Annotated in this window: 18 protein-coding genes, 1 tRNA gene and 1 pseudogene; 7 read left to right on the forward strand and 13 right to left on the reverse strand. The window is 60.2% G+C overall.

The window, feature by feature from the left end; all coding sequences use genetic code 11:
• Positions 1-147: 147 nt before the first annotated feature.
• The 11 genes from ACZ1GU_RS00880 to ACZ1GU_RS00930 all read right to left on the reverse strand — a co-directional run bounded on the left by ACZ1GU_RS00880 (position 148) and on the right by ACZ1GU_RS00930 (position 9,735).
• On the reverse strand, positions 148-1,164 hold the full coding sequence (locus ACZ1GU_RS00880) for a M48 family metalloprotease (RefSeq protein ID WP_472646262.1): 1,017 nt from the start codon (positions 1,162-1,164) through the stop codon (positions 148-150).
• Entirely contained in the window at positions 1,164-1,889 is a 726-nt protein-coding gene (locus tag ACZ1GU_RS00885; protein ID WP_472646264.1) for a DsbA family protein, read from the reverse strand. The genes ACZ1GU_RS00880 and ACZ1GU_RS00885 overlap by 1 nt, the downstream gene beginning before the upstream one ends.
• Before the next feature lie 32 nt (positions 1,890-1,921).
• Complete coding sequence (locus tag ACZ1GU_RS00890; RefSeq protein WP_472646266.1) at positions 1,922-3,313, reverse strand: M48 family metalloprotease; 1,392 nt, start codon at positions 3,311-3,313, stop codon at positions 1,922-1,924.
• A gap of 43 nt (positions 3,314-3,356) precedes the next feature.
• The gene (locus tag ACZ1GU_RS00895; RefSeq protein ID WP_472646267.1) at positions 3,357-4,256 is read right to left on the reverse strand and encodes an alpha/beta hydrolase; all 900 of its coding nucleotides are present in this window, start codon (positions 4,254-4,256) and stop codon (positions 3,357-3,359) included.
• Positions 4,257-4,283: 27 nt separating this feature from the next.
• The gene (locus tag ACZ1GU_RS00900) at positions 4,284-5,387 is read right to left on the reverse strand and encodes an App1 family protein (protein WP_472646268.1); all 1,104 of its coding nucleotides are present in this window, start codon (positions 5,385-5,387) and stop codon (positions 4,284-4,286) included.
• Positions 5,388-5,485: 98 nt separating this feature from the next.
• Complete coding sequence (locus ACZ1GU_RS00905; RefSeq protein WP_472646269.1) at positions 5,486-6,787, reverse strand: hypothetical protein; 1,302 nt, start codon at positions 6,785-6,787, stop codon at positions 5,486-5,488.
• Positions 6,711-7,358 (reverse strand): PAS domain-containing protein, encoded by a 648-nt coding sequence (locus ACZ1GU_RS00910; protein WP_472646270.1) that lies wholly within the window; start codon positions 7,356-7,358, stop codon positions 6,711-6,713. Before ACZ1GU_RS00910 ends, ACZ1GU_RS00905 begins: the two co-directional genes overlap by 77 nt.
• A gap of 172 nt (positions 7,359-7,530) precedes the next feature.
• Complete coding sequence (locus tag ACZ1GU_RS00915) at positions 7,531-8,019, reverse strand: DUF2141 domain-containing protein (RefSeq protein ID WP_472646271.1); 489 nt, start codon at positions 8,017-8,019, stop codon at positions 7,531-7,533.
• Positions 7,947-8,648, reverse strand: coding sequence for a sterol desaturase family protein (locus ACZ1GU_RS00920; RefSeq protein WP_472648667.1), 702 nt, complete (start codon positions 8,646-8,648; stop codon positions 7,947-7,949). The genes ACZ1GU_RS00915 and ACZ1GU_RS00920 overlap by 73 nt, the downstream gene beginning before the upstream one ends.
• A gap of 118 nt (positions 8,649-8,766) precedes the next feature.
• The gene (locus tag ACZ1GU_RS00925) at positions 8,767-9,261 is read right to left on the reverse strand and encodes an MmcB family DNA repair protein (RefSeq protein WP_472648668.1); all 495 of its coding nucleotides are present in this window, start codon (positions 9,259-9,261) and stop codon (positions 8,767-8,769) included.
• Positions 9,262-9,333: 72 nt separating this feature from the next.
• A complete protein-coding gene (locus ACZ1GU_RS00930; RefSeq protein ID WP_472646272.1) occupies positions 9,334-9,735 on the reverse strand; it encodes a hypothetical protein in 402 nt (133 codons plus the stop codon).
• 128 nt (positions 9,736-9,863) lie between these two features.
• Here ACZ1GU_RS00930 and ACZ1GU_RS00935 point away from each other — a divergent pair.
• Positions 9,864-9,940, forward strand: a tRNA-Arg gene (locus ACZ1GU_RS00935).
• Positions 9,941-10,155: 215 nt separating this feature from the next.
• Here ACZ1GU_RS00935 and rtcR read toward each other — a convergent pair.
• Positions 10,156-11,742, reverse strand: a complete 1,587-nt coding sequence (gene rtcR / locus ACZ1GU_RS00940; protein WP_472646273.1) for an RNA repair transcriptional activator RtcR — start codon at positions 11,740-11,742, stop codon at positions 10,156-10,158.
• Positions 11,743-12,010: 268 nt separating this feature from the next.
• Between rtcR and ACZ1GU_RS00945 the strand changes: the two genes are divergently transcribed.
• The 6 genes and pseudogenes from ACZ1GU_RS00945 to ACZ1GU_RS00970 all read left to right on the forward strand — a co-directional run.
• Positions 12,011-12,481 carry a hypothetical protein gene (locus tag ACZ1GU_RS00945; protein ID WP_472646274.1) on the forward strand — a complete coding sequence of 157 codons (471 nt, stop codon included), beginning with the start codon at positions 12,011-12,013 and terminating at the stop codon, positions 12,479-12,481.
• On the forward strand, positions 12,364-13,572 hold the full coding sequence (locus ACZ1GU_RS00950) for a vWA domain-containing protein (protein ID WP_472646275.1): 1,209 nt from the start codon (positions 12,364-12,366) through the stop codon (positions 13,570-13,572). The genes ACZ1GU_RS00945 and ACZ1GU_RS00950 overlap by 118 nt, the downstream gene beginning before the upstream one ends.
• 523 nt (positions 13,573-14,095) lie before the next feature.
• Positions 14,096-15,319 (forward strand): RtcB family protein, encoded by a 1,224-nt coding sequence (locus tag ACZ1GU_RS00955; protein WP_472646277.1) that lies wholly within the window; start codon positions 14,096-14,098, stop codon positions 15,317-15,319.
• A 42-nt stretch (positions 15,320-15,361) separates the two neighbouring features.
• Positions 15,362-16,156, forward strand: a complete 795-nt coding sequence (locus ACZ1GU_RS00960) for a nucleotidyltransferase domain-containing protein (RefSeq protein WP_472646278.1) — start codon at positions 15,362-15,364, stop codon at positions 16,154-16,156.
• Positions 16,153-17,169 carry an RNA 3'-terminal phosphate cyclase gene (rtcA, locus tag ACZ1GU_RS00965; RefSeq protein ID WP_472646279.1) on the forward strand — a complete coding sequence of 339 codons (1,017 nt, stop codon included), beginning with the start codon at positions 16,153-16,155 and terminating at the stop codon, positions 17,167-17,169. Before ACZ1GU_RS00960 ends, rtcA begins: the two co-directional genes overlap by 4 nt.
• Positions 17,170-17,274: 105 nt before the next feature.
• A pseudogene (locus ACZ1GU_RS00970) lies at positions 17,275-17,451 on the forward strand (ATP-binding cassette domain-containing protein); the annotation flags it as partial.
• Positions 17,452-17,638: 187 nt separating this feature from the next.
• Here the strand turns inward: ACZ1GU_RS00970 and ACZ1GU_RS00975 are convergent.
• Positions 17,639-18,874, reverse strand: coding sequence for a M20 metallopeptidase family protein (locus ACZ1GU_RS00975; RefSeq protein WP_472646280.1), 1,236 nt, complete (start codon positions 18,872-18,874; stop codon positions 17,639-17,641).
• Between the last annotated feature and the right edge of the window lie 181 nt (positions 18,875-19,055).

A 19,055-nucleotide genomic window follows, 5' to 3' on the forward strand; every position in this document is an offset into this window, starting at 1 on the left:
ATGGGTTCTAACTCATTTCGTCGCAAGTTGGCAGGTGCTTTTGCCTGCGAGTGATCGCGCCCGCCGCACCATTTGGCCCAGAAAACGGCGGATTCTCTATGTTCGCGAGCGCTGTTGGGGTGATGTTCGGCAGGTTAGCCAACGGCTTCAAGGCGCCTTTTTGAGCCCATCGACGTCTATTTCGCGGCGGAAATGCGTGCGCCAGTCTGCCACTTCGGCCTCTCGCGATGCGGCCATTAAGGCCTCGATCTGTTCGATCTCTTCCATGATGAACTCGGCGCGCTCGTCCCATCCGTCATGCGTGCGCGCCCTGAAGATACCGGCATCGTGGCGCGGCCCCCACTTGGTCATAAAGCGGTGCGCGGCACGCGGATCATAGCCCGCATTGGCGAGCAACCATGGCATCAACCGGTCTGCTTCACGCTCTGTCAGGCGGACGTTTTTGCGCTTGCGGCCCTTGGCATCAAGCCAAGCGCGGTGGGCGAGGACGTTGTGTGCAAGCTCATGCGCGATGGCCGCGGCAAATTCCTCTTCGGGATAGGTGAAGCCAATAAACTTGCTGCCGATCACCACCCGCGACCCTTCGGCAAGCGCGCGTCTGCTTCCCGCGTCGAGCTCGAAACGTGTGGCGCAGACGGTAACGGGTTCAAGCGTGTACTCCTGCCCATCGGCAGCCGTGATGCGAGCCTCGCCTGTCGTCTCCAAAGCCGCGTCGATATAGTCGTGCGCGCGGGTGAGGCGCTGCCAATGCGAATGCTCGCCAGCAGGCCAGTCGTTGATCATCTGACCATCAAGCGCGCTCACTTCGCGCCCGAACACCAAGCCGCCAATCGCGCTAGCGGGTGAGCGAGCGGCGACTGTCTGAATGGCAAAGTCACGCTCGAGTCCGATCGCTTTGCGCACCACATCAGGCTGGCGGAATGTCACCATGTCCTGAAGCGTGAGCCCAATCGACGGCACAGTCTCCGCGCAATGATCGGCATTGCCGCGCGCGAGCCTCCAGCCGACATTTTGCAGCTTTTGGTCAAGTCTGTGAAAATCTTCGAGTGCGCTGCGCGCTTCGCTTCCTGCATCAATTGGCGGGATTGCAGCCACGCTCGATGGAGACTGCACCGCGAACAAGGCCGCGCAGCCAGCTGCAAAAAGCCGCAGACTTTTGAGCATTATGCGTCGGACGCCTCATCGCCATCAGCGTGATCGGCTTCGACGCCGGCCCGTTCGATCGCCTGTTTTAGGACATCGTAGCCGACGAGACCGTTGAACAGCTCTTGCCCGGTGACGAATGCCGGAGTCCCGATACCCAATCGTTGCGCAATCGCATTATTTCGCGCCAGCTCCATGGTGACTGGATCGGACACGGCATCAGTGCGCGCCTTTTCCAGGTCCAGCCCAGCCTCGAGTGCGGCGGCTTCAACCGTTTCGGGAGTAACTGGACCCAAGCGGAACATTGCCAAGTGGAAGTCTTCGTATTTGCCTTGCAGCGCTGCGGCCAGGCCCATGCGCGCCGCAATTTCGCTGCCGGGCAGGATCGACCATTCGCGCATAACGACTTTGAGTTCGGGGTCTTCCGCGATCAGTCGTTTGACGTCGTCGACAGCCTGCTTGCAGTAGCCGCAATTGTAATCAGCGAATTCCACCAACAGCTTCGAGCCATTCGGATTGCCCAGATATGCCCCTGCGAAAGCTTCGACCACGTCCGAACGAACCGAAGCCAATTGCTTCTCGTTTTCGCGGGCCTGAAAGGCCTCGGCCATTTGCGGGAGCAATTCGGGATTATCGAGCATGAAAGCGCGGGTCTGGCTGTTTGCAAGGCCAGAGTAAGACCAGATCGCCGCCCCAAGAAAGCCGAAGACAAGAGCCATAAAGGCGGTTGCGAGATTTCTAACCACTGCAAATTCCCAAACTGTGTGAGCGCTCTGGTTTAGCGGCTATCGCGCAGCCGTTCCAGTTCTGCGCGCGCTTGCAAGGATATGTCTTGTGCGCGGATCCAATCTGGCGAACCGACGGGCAAGCCAGCTTCTGCAGCTTGTGCGCTTCGCAGTGCCGCAGGGTATTGGCGCGTCATCACTTGCTGCTCCGCGCTCGCAAGCCGGGCACGCGGTATGTCGCCGCGCGCGGCATAAACGACGCCAAGCTGATACCACGCGAACGGATTCAACCGGTCCCGCGCCACAGCTGCGCGCAGCACACGTTCGGCCTCTTCGAAATTGGCCTCATCTTCGGTGGCGATCAGCGCATGGCCGAACATCGAAGCGATCAGCGGTTGATTGAGCGTGATATCGGTCGCTTTGCGGAGCGGGACGAGCGCTTCATTCGGCTGGCCAGATTCCAGCAAGACCTGACCTTTCAGCTCGAGAAAATAGGGGTTGTCGGAATCTGTTTCGAGCAAGGCATCGGCCTCTGCCAGCGCGTTGTCGATCTGCGCGTCCTTGTGAAATGCATAGGCGCGGGCATAGCGCGCCGCGATGCTCGTATCGCTGTTCGGATAGCGGTTGAGCGTGCGCTCTGGATCTTGCAAAAACCCGAAGAGCTTGGCTTTTACGCGTTCAAACCGCGCCTGAAGCTCGGGATCGTCGGGCGCCTCCCATGCGGGATCGGCAGCATAGGTCTCGCGCAAACGTGCGATACGATTGCTCGAAAGAGGGTGCGTGCGGGTGAACTCGGCTTCGTCATCGCGGGCATAGCCATAGCGACGCGCCTGATTTTGCAGCTTCTCAAAAAAGGCGATCGAGCCGCGGCCAGAAATGCCGGCTTCTGAGAGATAGCGCGCACCGGCGGCATCCGCCGCGCTTTCCTGCACCCGGCTGAAGGCGAGAAAGCGGCCAAGCGCAGCGCGCTGACCAGCCATGATTGCGCCAATCGCTGCATCGCCTGCGCCCGCCAGGGCGGCGCCAACACCGATCAGCAGCGACAACAGCGATATGTTGCTCGCCGCGCTCGCGCCTTCGCTGAACCGGACGATATGCCCGCCGGTGATGTGGCCCAATTCGTGCGCGATAACGCCTTGCACTTCATTGGCCGTATCAGCTGCGTCGATCAGCCCGGAATGGATGTAGACGATCTGGCCGCCGGCAACGAAAGCGTTGATCGACGGGTCGTTGATAAGGACAATATCGACATTGCCCCCTTCGAGCTCGGACACCTCAACCAGCGGCGCGGCCATATCGAGCAGCAAAGCTTCGGTCTCCGCATCGCGCAGGATCGATTGCGCGGCGGCTGACTGCACAGCCAGCGCGAAGCTGGCGAGAAGAGCAATCAGCGCAGCGAGCGCGCGAGGGGCCATTCGGCCCGAGGGATGCAAAAGTGTGCGCATGGTGCGTGTGCTAGCGGGATTCGTCCTGAACTGGAACTGAAGCTTAGCGTCGAGAGGTTACTCTTTTGGCAAAGTCGGCAATTCTGTCGTCAATATCGCGCGATTCGCGCCATGGCGCAGCGAGCGATATCAGCGGCTGATTATGGTCCTTTTCGGGATAATAAATCGTTTCCACCGGTGCGCCTGCTTTTTGTAGGCGGTTGGCGAGCTCGCGAGTGTTGCGCGGATAGACGAGCGTATCTTTTTCGCCGTGCACCAAGAGCATGGGCGGGGCGTCGCCGTGCACATGATTGATGGGCTGCGTCTTTTCGGGCTGTTCAGCCGGTCCGAAGGAATTGATGGTCGACTCGCTGTCGAAGGGATAGAAATCATAGGGTCCCGAGAGGCCAACCACGCCGGCTATGTCGCTGGTGGCGTGCCCGAGGCGTTCGAGCCACTGCTCTTCGAGTGCGGTCATCACCACGTTGTATGCGCCCGCCGAATGGCCCGCGATTACGATCTGGTCGGGATCGCCGCCATACTCCGCGATCTGCGCCTTGGTCCAGGCGATTGCACTGGCTGTGTCCTCCAGCATTGCTGGGTAGACCGCTTCCGGATGCTTACGGTAACCCGCGAGCACGACGACGAACCCTTTCGGCACAAAAGACCGCCCGAAAAACCCATAATCAACCGGATCACCAGAGCGCCAGCTGCCGCCATGTGCGAACAGCAGGACCGGCAAAGGCTCGGCATTCTCTTCGCGCGTTTCCGGCCCCCAAACATAGAGCTTTTGCGCCGCGTTATCGCCGGTCTCGATCTCAGCTTTGAGCGCCACATTGTCAGCATCGCCTGTCAGGCGATCAACCGCGGACAACACCGCCGGACCATTTTGCGAAATCGCAAATTGCAGCGCCAAGCCTGCTAGAACGATCAGTCCCAAGATGATTCCAATAGCCCAAGCCATGCGCTTCCAAGCCTTCCGCGTCATTTTCTACTCTTGATCCCGCTTTTCGACAGAAGCCACAATCTTTTCCGCTTCTCCGTCCGCAGACAGCCCAATCGTCGCGAGAAAATCCTCGCCGGTATGGTAATCATCGCCAAGCCAAAGCGGGACGCCTGCAGCCTCCATAATTGCCTGCGCGTTCTGCTCTTCAGCGCTTAGGTCTGCGCCCGCCGCGCGGCGAATGAAGACCGCTGCGATGCGTTCGGGATAGCGCTTCACCGTGTCGCCGAACGCGGCGAAATCGCCCTGGGTGTCATCGCCAATGAGCGCGAATTTCAGGTCGGGGTAGGAACTCAAGATGCGCTCAATCGCCGCGCGTTTATGCGCGCCATGCCCGGCAGAACCGAGAGTTTCGCGGCTGAGGCTCCAATCGCGCAGCATGATCGGACCGAGCGGCAGGCCGCGGCTGCGCTTGAAGGCAACGAGATAGGAATAGAGGTTCCACGGGCTCGACGACACATAGAAGAACGGGCGTTTGGTGGCTGGCAGGCGCTTGCCTGTGCTCGCCGACTGGGGTGCGAGCGGCGCGCCGCCGCCCAGCGCGCCGTAAAAGACATCGGCCCCGGGTACGGCGATGCGCTCATCTGGCAATTGCGCGATCACCCGCTTGAGGTTGCGCAGTAAATTGCCCATCCCGCCTGTGATTCCGGTCTCGAGAATGGTGTCGTCGATGTCGGAGATAATGCCGAGTTCAGCTTGCTCGCCGGGCGTCAGCACGTGGCCTTCGATGCAGTGATCGTCTCCCTCATGCTGCCAATGCAGCGCCACGACTTCCCAATCGGTATCACCGGTCAGCGACCAATCGCCTTCGAGAGGTATGTCGAAATGGACGAAGCCTTCTGCGTCGGTTTCTGCGCGATGGGTCACGCGCTCGCCATCCAGGCGTTCGGCCTCAAGTCGCACCGTCAGACCCTCAACTTCGCGCGACGCGAATTGCGACATCATCGTGCGGATCGCGCGCCAGCGGCCAGTGCGGCGGAAGTCGGCCTCTTTGCCCTTGAGCGCGCGGGCAGAGATAGTCAGCCTGCTCTCGTTGCGGAAGCCGAAATAGGGCTGAACGCGGACGAATGAGTTTCCAAAATCTAGGGGCATGCGCGCGCGTTAACGCGTGAGCCACTGTTCGCAAAGGACTATCCGCCTGCGCGGCGAGCGCGGCGAATGTATAATGCAGCGGTGGGCAAGGCCCGATCTTAGCCGACGAGCTTGCGCGCTGCCTTCTCGATCATCGGGATGTCTTGTTCGATCTCGCCGAGCACTTCGACCATACCCGCTTCGTTGCGGCGGATCATGACCAAGCCGAACTCCGGACCTTCGCCATCCAGCGCCTCAATCAGCATCGCGTCGAGTTCGCGCAGCTTTTTAGCGAGCGCTTCACGCGGACCGTCTTTGACTTCGACTTCCTTGCCGGCCTCTTCGCGGCGCATTTTCCGTTCGGTCTGCACAACGCCTTTAAGGCCGCCTTCCGCTTCGCCAAGGAACCCGGCGAGGCCGCCGCGCTCGATACCGACGCGGTGTGCGTGGCTGAGGACGGCCGCATATTCGGTCAGGCGTGTCTTGTCGTAATCGGTGCCAAACACGAGCTTCACGACCGGTGTCATCGGAGCGCGGTCCTGAATAGTCAGGCCGTTTTCTTCGATCAGCTCATTATAGTCTTCAGGCTCGTCTTGAGCGGCGAGCGAGAAGTCGTAGGCGCGGCCAACCGCTGCGTAGAGCGCCTTGCGGCTGCGATCTTCGCTGGCACTAGCGGTTTGTGCGAGCTCGCGTGCGGATGCGAGAAAATCATAAAGTCCAGCGTCCTCGGGAAGCTCATCGCTGACCTCTTCCATAAGATCACCAGCAAGAGCCACGGGCACCGTCTCCACTGGCTCGGTTGGCACAGGCTGAGCCGTTTCAGGCTCCGGCGCTGGTTCAACCTCAGGCTCGACTTCCGCCACAGGCTCCACCACCGGTTCCTGCGAAGGAATAGGCTCAATTACGGGTTCATCCGCCACTGGATCTTCGAGCGGCGCATAGTCCGGCACCGCGTCCTCATCGCCAGCAGCAGATTCACCATTGTCATAATCGACATTCTCGAGCTCGGCTGGATCAATATCGAGCGCCTGCGTCTTTTTCGCCGGAGCTTCGATGTAATCGGTCAGCGATGCGAAATCGTATGAGCCGCTTTCCTCTTCGCCTTCTTCTTCGTCCTCGCCGAAGTCGTCGAGCGCGTAGTCGCCGAAACTCGGCATTGGCATGTCATCGAGTTCGGTATCGGTTGCAGGCGTCGCGTTTTCTTCGGCCTCGCCAATTGGCGTCACGTCAGCGTAGTCGCCCAGATCGAGCGGCTCTTCGCTGTCCTCTTCGACCGAGGCGAGTTCAGGTTCGCGTGCAGCTTCGTGATCGTGCGCAGGTGAGTCCGCCCATTCGGTCACCGGATCAACCGAGTGCTTCTGCGGCTCGTGCCGCTTCGGCTTCGATGTCTTCTTCGCTTTCGAGCGCCTGATCGATCTCAAGCAGCAGCTCATCGGCTGTGACCTGGTCTGCCATCTCTTTCCAGTTGATCACGCCGTAAATGAAATCAATTGTCTCATCATCGCTCGAAAATGGCAGCAAAATTCCGCGATAGAGGATTTCGATACCGCGCTGATTGACGAATTCCGCTTCAAAACCAATCGGGGCCTGATTGGCGAGAATTTGCATGTAGTGATCGGTAATGCGGCTCAACAGGGAGCGTGGCGGGACGTCCGAAAGTCTGCTGATGTGGCCTTCTGCACCACATTCTTCTGCGAGCGATCCGCCGAGGAAATAAACGGCCGGATCATCAATGCCGTCGGAAAAGTCGAGCACGACTGAAAACGGCCCGAAATCGGGCAGATTTGCAGGTTCCAGATCCTCGATCGAGGGGTAGGTGCGCTCGCCCAGAAGGCTGGCCCAGTGATTGTAGGCGCGCACCTGCATGCGGCGCTCGTCCTGACCGATGGAGTCAGGGGGCACGTCGCGAGCATCATGCTCTTCGACAGCATCCCAGTCCTGATTGTCGTCGGCTGATTCCGAAGAATCGAAAGCGCCCCGCAGATTGTCCATGGCCCGAATTTGCCCCTTTTTGAACGGTTCTTCGGGCTGTTTTGGCAATGCATGGTAAACATGTCGTTAAGTGACGCGAAAAGACTTCACGGCGCTAACGAACAAAATCAAACTGCGAACGGTAGAGCGGATTGGCGTGGTGACGTCGCCAGCCATCATGGCATTGAGTGTGCTAGAGAAAATACCGCATTTTGATGGTAAGCGCCTCGTTCTCGCCGGCATAGTCAAACACCGCGTCTTTGAACTTTGGCGGTCCCATGCGCACTTTGGCGTCACGGGAAAATCCGTAACCTTCTTTGGGCATCATGCCGAGCGCGCGATCAGCCTTGCCATTGTCATTTTCGTCATGCAGCAGAGCGATCGCATATTTGCCCGGTTTCACGCCGGTGAAGCGGATTGTGACGGTACCGCTGGCGGGCACGACGGTGCGGTGCGCGTTCGGATCCTTGCGGCATTTGGGGAAAATGCTTTCCTTGGTTGTCATGCACGCGCGAACCACACCCTTGCTAGAACGGATGTCGGTGACCGTGATCACAACCTCGCCAGCGCTCGCAGGGGTGGCGATTGCGCCCAGCGTTCCGCCAGCGATCAGGGCTGCGGCGCTCGCCTTGATCCAGCGTCCGCCACGATGCGGTGCGAGAGGCCGCGGTCGGTTCCGCACAGCCTGTCCCAGACGCGAAAATAGAGCCCGAAATTGCATTGATATTCCTCATGATGCCGCTCGTGATGGCTGGCTGTTATCACCCAATTCCCCAACGCGGAATGAACAATCCAGCGCGGAAACATCTCCCAGCCCATGTGATTGGTCACGCCCATCACCGTCGCCACTGTCAAAACCACCGCCAGCATGGCGATATGGATCGGGATCACGAACAGTAGAAGCGGGATGATGATCGCGCCGGTCACCGATTCAATCGGGTGAAAGCTCATGGCTGTCCACGCTGTGGGAGGCTTGCTGTCGTGATGGACGCGGTGCGCCAGCTTGAACCAGCGCGGGCGATGCATCAGCCGGTGGGTCCAGTAAAACCAGGTGTCATGCGCAAACAGGTAGATCAGGACCGAAAGCGGCGCATACCAGATCGGATAGGCGCCCAAATCTGTGTAGAGCATTGTCCACCCCAAGTGGTTCCAGCTCCAGATCGCGAATGCAGCGGGGACGGCAAAAATGACCGCTGCGATGAGCGACCAGCGGATCTCGCGCGCAATCTGCGAGGTCTGCTCTTCGTAGAGGCCAGGCCGGAGACGCCGCGTGATGAAGTCAAACAGTCCGCTCGTCAAAAAGTAGCGCATGGCGATGATCACGCTCACCGCCGCGCTCGCTATCGCGAGCGTTACCGGGATGCTGAACCCTTCAATCACGTGCAATGCCTCATCCGGCACTTATGACAACGCAATCGCGCTTTGCCTATCACCTCATCGCCAAATCGCGACAATCGGGATCGAGCAGCGCGGTGTGCCGCCGCATCGCAGCGCGCGCCAATTGCTCAATCTGTGCCTTACGCCGGGCGGCAACCAGCGGGGCGAGCGGAGCGTGGCGAATAATTTCCGCGTCATAGGCATCCGCGACGATGACGCCGCAGGTCTCAGGCTGAAATGCTTCGCCTTCAAGCGGGCTGCGATCGAGATCAGGTGCAAGCCCCCAGAAGAACCGGTCGCAAAAATCGAGATAATCGGGCCATTTATGATCGCCGAGCAGATCGCCGCGCGCGACCTTGATCTCGACAATCACGATCTGACCCTTTGCATCCACGCCCATCAGATCGGCGCGCCGACCGTTTTTCAGCGGCATTTCCGGAATGCACCAAATGTCGTTGCGGGCAAACAGCCGCATGATCCCGCGCGCAACATCACCCGACGTGTGTTTCGGCGGACAATCCTGTGCCGGACAATCAGCAGCGGGCATGGTCGCTTGAGTCATGCGAATAGTTTGGAACATAGCGCGAACGCGGTCAAGCGTTTTGCGCGACAATCAGGGTCAGGCGGCGCTATCCAGGTGGCTTGCGGCAAGCCTCAACAGGACCTCTCGAGCGCGGTAAAACTCGCGCCACAGCGCCATCGCCGGAATGCTGGGGTCCTGGCCCCTAGCTGTGATTGTTCGCAGCGCCACCAGTCCGGGCTGCAGCATCGCGTCGAGATCATCCATACCCTGCCACGCGAGCGCTCGCTGATCAGGACTGCTTCCGAACAGGCGCTCGGGAAAAGTCGAAAGCGATTCGCTACGAGGTTCCTGCGCAAGCCCTGCCAGCTTGGCGAGCTCGTCGGCTTGGTCGTGCAACCGGCGCCATTGATGCTCGAAAGCTTCGACCGGGCGCTCGCAGGCGGCGGTGCTGGCGGCAAGGTTCATGGCGCGGACTTGGTGAGGAGGTAGAGCGGACATGGCGCAGGGCTTAAGGCGAGCCCGTTGCCGATCGGTTAATTGCGCCCTTGGGGCGTTAGATTTTGGGTGGTGTGGCAAGCAAACGCTTGCTAGAGGCGCTCGCGCTAGGCCGCATGGCGGCTCGATTGGCACCCGTAGCTCAGCTGGATAGAGCGCTGCCCTCCGAAGGCAGAGGTCACAGGTTCGAATCCTGTCGGGTGCGCCAGTCAACTGCGTTAGCGCTTTGTTTCTGCGCGGTTTCCAGAAAAGCCGAAGAATACGTTCCTACGATTGGCCCCACATAATGTGCGGGCTTGAATGGTCTTTTCGGGGCCGCTGCGGGATAATCCGACACTGCGATACAATCTGAGGGCCTTGGAATTCGAGCATCTCGACTGCGTAGTAGATGTGGAGGATCGGTCCAGATTGCAGCCACTTAGGTCATTGGGTGACGGCACTCCAGTCTAACCCAAATTTGGCGAGGTATTTCCGCAGGCGATCAGAGTCATTGGTCGATCTGCGCTGTTCGCGTGAAGCGGCAAAGAGGGTGCGTCCTGCGCCAGAAAGACTGGCCGAGCGTCGGCACACCTTCACCACAAACTCCAATTGTACTCGGTCGAACGGATCAATCGTCTGCGCCCGCTCCTTGCCAAGCAAGTCGGTCAGGCTCTCACTCTCCGCCTTGTCGCCGGACCATAGCCGTGCAAGTCGGCCCGTTTCGAAGTCCACTGCCTCGCGGTCGATCCGGCCGGTAGGGCAAAGTGTCGCCATGCGGGTTACGCTGGCGGCGAGGTCGCGGAAATTGCCTTGCCACCGTGCAGACTGGCTTTCGGCAAATCCGAGATAGCGGTCCCGCGCTTCCTTATTGAATGTAACACGCGTGCCTTCACGTTCGGCGAAACGCTCAAGTTCGTAATCGAGGTTGGGTTCGATATCTTCGCGTCGCTCGGCCAAACCGGGCAGAGCAAAAGTCCATAGGTTAAGTCGTGCGAACAGGTCTTCGCGGAAATTCCCGGCGGCGACTTCATCCATAAGATTGCGGTTGGTGCCGGCGATCAGCTGGAATTCGCTCTTTGCCTCGCTATCTGCGCCAACCGGAAGGAAGCGCCCCTCCTCGATCGCGCGCAGGATCATCGCCTGTTCGTCAAGCCCCAGTTCGCCAATTTCGTCGAGGAACAAGAGGCCCTTGTCAGCACTCTTGAGCAAGCCGGGCCGGTCCTGCAACGCACCGGTGAAGGCACCCTTCTTGTGGCCGAAGAGGGCAGACATGGCGCTGTCGCCCTTCAGCGTCGCACAGTTGACCTCCACGAATGGCCCTTTGACCTGGTGGCGCAGTTTCTTGAGCTCGTAAACCTTGCGCGCGAGCTGGCTCTTGCCTGCGCCGGTCGGGCCCATGAGCAAAATCGGCGCGCGGCTGCGGACAGCGACCTGTTCGATTTCCTCGATCATGCGGTTGAAGGCCGCGTTGCGGGTTTCGATCCCGCTCTTGAGGAAGCTGGTGCTTTCCGCGCTCGCCTCAGCGAAGCGGCTAGCGATGGAATCATAACGGGAAAGGTCGAGATCGATCGAGGCCCAGGTGCCTATCGGCTGCGGCGCTCCCTTGTGAGGCTGTGTCTGCAAGAGCTTACCAGGCAGATAGCGCGCCTCTGTAAGCAAGAAGAGGCAGATCTGCGCCACATGCGTGCCGGTGGTGATGTGTATCAGGTAATCATGGGCGTCTGGATCGAATTCGAACTCACGCGCGAAATCGAGCAGCTTTCCATAAACCTCTTCGAAGTCCCATGCGTCTTCAAAATCCATGACGTGGGGGACGACCTCGGTCTCGGGTGAGACGTCGCGGATATCCTGCATCACGAATTCTGCGAGGCGGCGGTGATAGCTGCCGTGAATCAACACAAACCGATCCACCCGCAGGTCCTCCTGCATGCAGATGCTGACCGTGGGCCGCCACTTGTTCCAGCGTGACGGACCAAACTTTGCGGCATCGAGCGTTGAGCCGAGAAAACCAATGACAGTGGTGGGCTTCATGCTCTTGGTGATAAATTTTTATCATAAGCGATACAAGAGAATAGATTTCTCGCAACTTCACGATGTGTTGTTGAGAAGATCGAGTCTAAAGAATCGTATATATTTCAGCACACTATATGAAATTCGCAGCGCGCGGCTCAAAATTGGCACGCCTCATGCTCTATCCAAACCGTCGGGTAAGTCGAACACCCGGCGAGACGCGGGAAACGGGCGGCCGGAATGGGCCTACCGCCCAAAGCCCGATGAAGTTTCATGATGGAGTTGGACTATGGCCAACAAGACGCTTTTTTCCTCGGCGCTGGCGAAGTTCCTGCCGAGCACGGACACGGTCAACCAGGCAGGCGGTAACGCCTATGCCTATGGCCCCGAAGCCCTGCTCGCGCAGTTAGTCGCAACCGGCACGTTGTCGGACGGTTTCTACGCCGATGCGCAGGACCAGCTTGCCAAGGCGCTCGAAGCTGCCTGGGCGGTGGACGCTGAATGGGTAGCCAAGTGTGCGATCTATGCTCGCCAGTCGGGCGCGATGAAGGATATGCCAGCATTGCTGACTGCAGTGCTATCGATGTCCGATCCGGACCTGATGGTCCCGGTGTTCAAGCGCGTGATCGATAACGGTACCGTATGCTGCGCAACTTCGTGCAGATCATGCGTTCGGGCCAGACCGGGCGGACTTCGCTCGGTTCGCGGCCGAAGCGGCTGGTGCGTGAATGGCTGGAAAGTGCCTCGACCCGTCAGCTGATGCAGGCCGCAACGGGCAACGATCCTAGCCTCGCGGATATCGTCAAGATGGTTCACCCGGCTCCGGCTTCGGCCGAGCGGCGCGCCTTTTACGGCTGGCTGATCGGCAAGCCCTATGATGTCGCGGCGCTGCCGACGGAGATCGCCGAATTCGAGGCGTGGAAGGCGGACCGTTCGCGGCCCTTGCCCGATGTGCCCTTCGAATGGCTGACTGCCTTCGAGCTCACCGCAAAGCAGTGGGCTGTGTTGGCAGAGCGCATCGGGTGGCAGGCGTTGCGGATGAACCTCAATACTCTGGCGCGCAAGGGTGTGTTCCAGATCGACGGCGTGACCGAAATGGTCGCGGCACGGCTGGCCGATCCCGATGCCATCGCACGGGTCAAGCCGATGCCCTACCAGTTGATGACTGCACTGACCCAGGTCGGTGACGGCGTTCCGCTGGCGGTGCAGGCCGCTCTTGAAAAGGCGCTGGACCTGTCGCTTGCGAAGGTCCCGCTGCTTGAAGGCAATGCGGTGGTGTGTCCGGACGTGTCGGGCTCGATGGGCTCGCCCGCGACCGGTTACCGCAAGGGCGCGACTTCGGTCGTGCGCTGCATCGATGTCGCCGCGCTGGTTTCAGCCGCGATGCTGCGGAGCAATTCGCAGACCCGCGTGCTGCCGTTCGAAGTGGACGTGGTGAAGCTCAAGCTTGATCCCCAGGCGCGCGTGGCGGTGAATGCCGCAAAGCTGGCGGGGGTCGGCGGTGGCGGAACCAACGTCTCGGCCCCGCTTGCCTTGCTGAACCGCGAGAAGGCGATGGTCGATTGCGTAGTCATCGTCTCGGACAACGAGTCCTGGTTCGATGCGCCACGTCCGTGGTCCTATGGCGATGCTTCGGCGACGATGAAGGAGTGGAACAAGCTGAAGGCCCGCAACCCGGGCGCGAAGCTGATCTGCATCGACATCCAGCCTTACGGCTCGACGCAGGCGAAAACCCGCGAGGACATCATGAATGTCGGTGGTTTCAACGACGCGGTGTTCGACGCAATGGCACGTTTCGCCAACGGCGATGCGAAAGATTGGGTCGAGATCGTCAACGAAGTGAAGGTTTGAACAAGCGCTCAAGCAGCGACGCGATAGCGCAGGAAGGAGTATAAAGGTCACGGCGAATGCCGGAAGGACTACATCGACTTGTAATCGCCAGGTCGCGGGTTCGAATCCCGCCAGGTCCACCAACTATGGGCCTGTAGCTCAGCGGGTAGAGCAGGAACGTCTTTCCAAAACCTCGTCGCCGTGAACCTGAATACAAATCGCTGGCGGATGCCGGTGGGACTACATGGGTAGAGCGCCTTCGAAAGAAGTGAGGTCGGCGGTCCGAATCCGCCCCCGGGCAACCGGAGTAGCTCAGTAAAACGTCTCATCAATCACTCGCCGCCGGCACCCTGCGCTCACGCAGCGAAGCGATAGAGCAGAATTACATCAGCGCTGGCGAATGCCGGTCGGGACTACATCGGTAACCAGGCGGTTCGAACCCGCCCCCGCATGGCAACGTGCGGAGAAGTCTCGCCAAAACTTGTCGCCAGCACCTTGTGCTCAAGCAGCGAAGCGGTAGCACGAATAACATTAGGAGGTCGCCATGACCCAGACGACGTATGAATACAGGCAAGTGGAAGGCGGGTTGCCGATCAAGATGTGGACCCGCGGTGTTCCCGTTGACGACAAGGCGCGCGAGCAGCTGACCAAGGCAGCGAAGATGCCTTTCATCTTCAAGCATGTTGCGGCCATGCCCGACGTGCATGTGGGGATTGGTGCAACCGTGGGCTCAGTAATCCCGACCAAGGGTGCGGTGATCCCGGCTGCGGTCGGCGTTGACATTGGTTGCGGCATGATGGCTGCGCGGACCTCGCTGATGGCGAGCGACCTGCCGGATAATCTTGCGGGCATTCGCTCGGCGATCGAAGCTGCGGTTCCGCATGGCCGGTCTGCCGGTCGGCGTCGGGATAAGGGCTCTTGGGGCGATCCCCCCGCGTCTGTTGTGGACGCATGGGCTGGTCTCAAAGCGCGGTTTGATGCGCTGTGCGCCAAGTACCCGCGGCTCAAGAACACGAACAACCTCGTGCATCTGGGGACGCTGGGAACTGGCAACCACTTCATCGAGCTGTGCCTCGATACTGAGCAGCGCGTTTGGGTTATGCTCCACTCGGGCTCGCGCGGTGTGGGTAACGCGATCGGCACGTTTTTCATCGAACTGGCCAAGCAGGACATGCGCAAGTGGCATATCAACCTGCCTGATCAGGACCTCGCCTATTTCCCGGAAGGGACCGACCATTTCGACGACTATGTCGAAGCGGTCGAATGGGCGCAGGACTTCGCGGCGCTCAACCGGCGCGTGATGATAACGCATGTGCTCGATGCACTGCGCAGCCAGATCGCCAAGCCGTTCGATGCGACAAGCGAAGCGGTGAACTGCCATCACAACTATGTGACGCGCGAGAACCACTTCGGCGAAAACGTGCTCGTCACTCGGAAGGGTGCAGTGCGGGCGGCGAAGGGCACGATGGGCATCATCCCCGGATCGATGGGGGCGAAAAGCTTTATCGTGCGCGGGCTGGGCAATGCCGAAAGCTTCGACAGCTGCTCGCACGGCGCGGGGCGCGTCATGTCCCGGACCGAGGCTAAGAAGCTGGTGACGCTCGACGAACATATCGCCGATACCGCCGGTGTCGAATGCCGTAAGGACGAGGGCGTGATCGACGAAACGCCCAAGGCCTACAAGCCGATTGAAGCCGTGATGGCCGCGCAGGCCGATCTGGTTGAGATCGTCCATACCTTGAAACAGGTGGTGTGCGTGAAGGGTTAGTGCCCTTCACGCCGCTACCGTCAAGAGACCAAAGTAACTTCTATGCAGGATACACGAACCATCGCGCCCGATGTGCGCGCCGATATCGAAGCTCGTCTCGCCCGTGTGGCGAGCGAGGATGGCGTGCGCCTGCTGATGGCAGTGGAATCCGGTTCCCGCGCATGGGGTTTTCCTTCGCCTGACAGCGATTACGACGTGCGCTTTCTCTATATACGGCCTCGCCGTGACTATCTCGCGCTCAAGCCGGTCCGCGATGTGGTCGAACGGCCCATTGTCGATGAGATCGATCTGAACGGCTGGGATCTTCGCAAGGCGCTTGGCCTCATGCTCAAGCACAACGCAGTGCTGTCGGAGTGGATCGAAAGCCCGATCCGATACATTGCCGATGATCCGGTGGTGGAGCAGCTTGCAGCCCTTGCAAACCGCCACTTTAACCCTCGTGGGTACGCGTTGCATTACGCGAGCCTTGGCAAGGGTACAGTGGGACGCTGGCTTGGCCCGGACGGCGAGATCGCCGTGAAGCGCTATTTCTATGCGCTGCGAACGGCGCTGTCCGTTCGTGCGCTGCGCCTCGATCCGTCGAGGCGCCCGCCGATGAGCATGGTGCCGCTGATGCAGGCGGCTGACTTGGATCGGGTTCTGGTGGATCAGGTCGATGAACTGATCGCCCGAAAGGCGATAACCAAGGAAGCGGGAAACACCATCAGGCTGCCCGATATCGAGCGACTGGTAGTAAGTGAGCTCGAATGCGCTGGCGAAGTGCCAGAGCGCAAGGAGAACACGAACTTTGCGGAAGAGGCGGAAGCGCTCTTCATTGAATTGGTAGAGAGAGAATGATCACAATTGACGGCTCTGAAGGCGAAGGCGGTGGGCAGGTCTTGCGGTATTCCGCAGCCCTTTCGCTGCTGACCGGCGAGCCATTCACCATCCGGAACATTCGCGGGGGCAGGGCCAAGCCTGGCCTGATGCGACAGCATGTCACCGCGCTGGAAGCGGCCTGCGCCATCGGAGGAGCGGAATGCTCCGGGTTGGCAGTTGGTGCCAGTGAGCTGATCTTTCGGCCAGGGAGCGTCACGCCGGGCGAATACCATTTCGCCGTCGGCACCGCCGGTTCTACCGGCTTGGTCCTGCAGACCGTTCTGGTGCCGCTGATGCTGGCCGATGCGCCGTCACGGCTGGTGATCGAGGGAGGGACACATGCCTTGGCCGCGCCGCCTTTTGAGTTCCTCCAAAAAACGCTGCTGCCGGTCCTGGAGCGGATGGGACCACAGATTTCCATCACGCTCGAGCGTCACGGCTTCTTCCCGCGCGGCGGCGGGCGCATTGTCGTGGACATCGATCCAGCGCCGCTGCGCCCGATCGAATGCGTTGATCGCGGCGATTTCAAGGCTGGCAAGGTAGAAGCACTAGTTGCCGGAATTCCGTTCGACATCGCTGACCGCGAACTGAAGGCGGCGCGCAAGGTGCTGGCCGATTGGCCCGACGAGGTCTTCGCGCCTGTGCAACTCCCGGCTGAGAATGGCCCGGGGAATGCCCTGCTCATGGAAGCCGAATTCGAACATGTCACCGAAATCATGTCTGGCTTCGGCAAGCTTGGCATACCTGCGGAGCGCCTGGCAAAGACAGCGGCCAAGCGTATGGCGGGCTATCTGGCGTCGCAGGCCTTTGCCGGACCTTACCTCCAAGACCAGTTGCTGCTGCCCTTCGCAATGGCGGGCCGTGGAGCGTTCACCACAGTCAAGCTCAGTGAGCACACCCGCACCGCAGTGAACCTGATCGAACGATTTTCGGGGAGGGGTTTTCGCTTCTCGGAAACCGTCGATGGAGCACATCTTGCAGAGGTTTGCTGACCGGCGCGAATGGGGCCGATCGCAGTATGTTTGCTTAGGGATTAGGACAGCCTGTTTGCCGGATCGCTGGCCGACAACATCGCTTTGTTCGATGACGAGGTGGATATGGAGCGGGTGGTTGGCGCCGCTGTCGCTGCGTCCATTCACGAAGACATTGCCCGCATGCCGTTGCAATACGAATCCTTGATCGGCGATATGGGATCGACCCTGTCAGGTGGTCAGAAGCAGCGCGTCCTGCTTGCCCGGGCGCTTTACCGTGCGCCCAAGATCCTGCTGATGGACGAAGGCACGGCGCATCTCGATGCCCAGCACGAAGCAGTCGTGAACCAAGCGATTGCAGCGATGGGGATCACGCGGATTATTATCGCGCACCGGCAGGAGACGATTGCAGCCGCAGATCGGATTTTGGTGATGGAGGGCGGCAAGCTGGAGAGCGAATTTCCAAGGCGGGTGTTTAGGTTTTGGTGGCCTAGCTTCCCAGACTACCCCAGCCATTCTCCAGAAATTCAAGTGCGCATCCGGCCAAAGCGGCGGAGCCCATCGGGAGCGCCTTTTCATCGACATGCATGCGCGGGGAATGGATGGCGCAACACGCGCTCCAGTCTTCGCCTTCGGGCGCGACACCCAGGAAGAACATCGCGCCGGGCACTTTCTCAAGGACGTAAGAGAAGTCTTCCGCACCCATGATTGGGTTGGGCAGGTCGCGCCAAGCACCCTCTCCGCCGAGCGCGCGCGAAACCTTCGCGCCAAGAGTGACTGCACGCGGATCGCAGACCGTCACGGGAAAGCCTTGTTCAATCTCGCATTCAGCGCTCACTCCATAGGCAGCAGCGGTAGTCGCCGCGACCTCTGCAATAAGTTCATGCACCTTGGCCCGGTTTTCAGCTGTCAGCGTGCGCATCGTGCCGGCGACCATAGCTTCGTCAGGGATGACGTTGTGCGCCGTCCCAGTGTGGATCTGCGTCACCGTCACGACCACCGCGCTCGCCGCGTTAAAGCGGCGCGTGACCATCGCTTGCACCGCGCCAACAATGGCGGCGGCAGCGGGAACAGGATCAATGCAATCATGCGGCATCGAGGCATGACCGCCCTGACCCTTCACCGTGATCGTGAATTGATCGGCGGCAGCCATGAGCGGCCCCGCGCGTCCGCCAATCACGCCGAAGGGCGCGTTGGGCATGATATGGAGCGCGAAGGCCGCATCGGGCAGAGGGCGGTCGTCACCCCCGCCCAGCAAGCCATCGTCGAGCATAAAGCGCGCGCCGTGATAGCCTTCCTCACCCGGCTGGAACATGAAATCGACCTCGCCCGCGATCTCATCACGCCGCGCGTTCAAAAGCCGCGCTGCGCCCACCAGCATCGCAGTGTGGGTGTCATGCCCGCAGGCGTGCATGCGTCCGGGAATGGTCGAGGCGAAATCGAGCCCGGTTTTCTCGTCCATCGGCAGCGCATCCATATCGCCGCGCAGCAAAACGCGCTCTCGGCCCGCCGCTCCTGGCTTTGCGCCTTTGAGCGTCGCAATGGCGCCGGTGCAGGATGTGCCGATCCGCCATTCGAGGTCGATATCGGCCAAGGCCTCACGCACTTTAGCGAGCGTTTTGGGTGTCTCCAGACCGAGTTCGGGTTCAGCATGGATCGCGCGTCGCAACGTAACGATGTCGGGGGCGAGGTCGCGGGCGGCATCAAGGAGGGCAGTTTTGAGCATAAACGCACTGTAGCGCCGCTTTGTGGAAACGGAACAGCGCGAATTGCGCTCTCATTTGCTCCGACCCGCCCAATTGCGCCGTTCAGTCGCATTCGCGAGGCTTGCAAACGCAATATTGCCCCCGATGTAACGCTTCGCGCTGTCCGAGCGAAAAGCACAAATATGAGAAAATACTGGCAGT

The sequence above is a fragment of the Erythrobacter sp. HA7-11 genome (assembly GCF_055693605.1).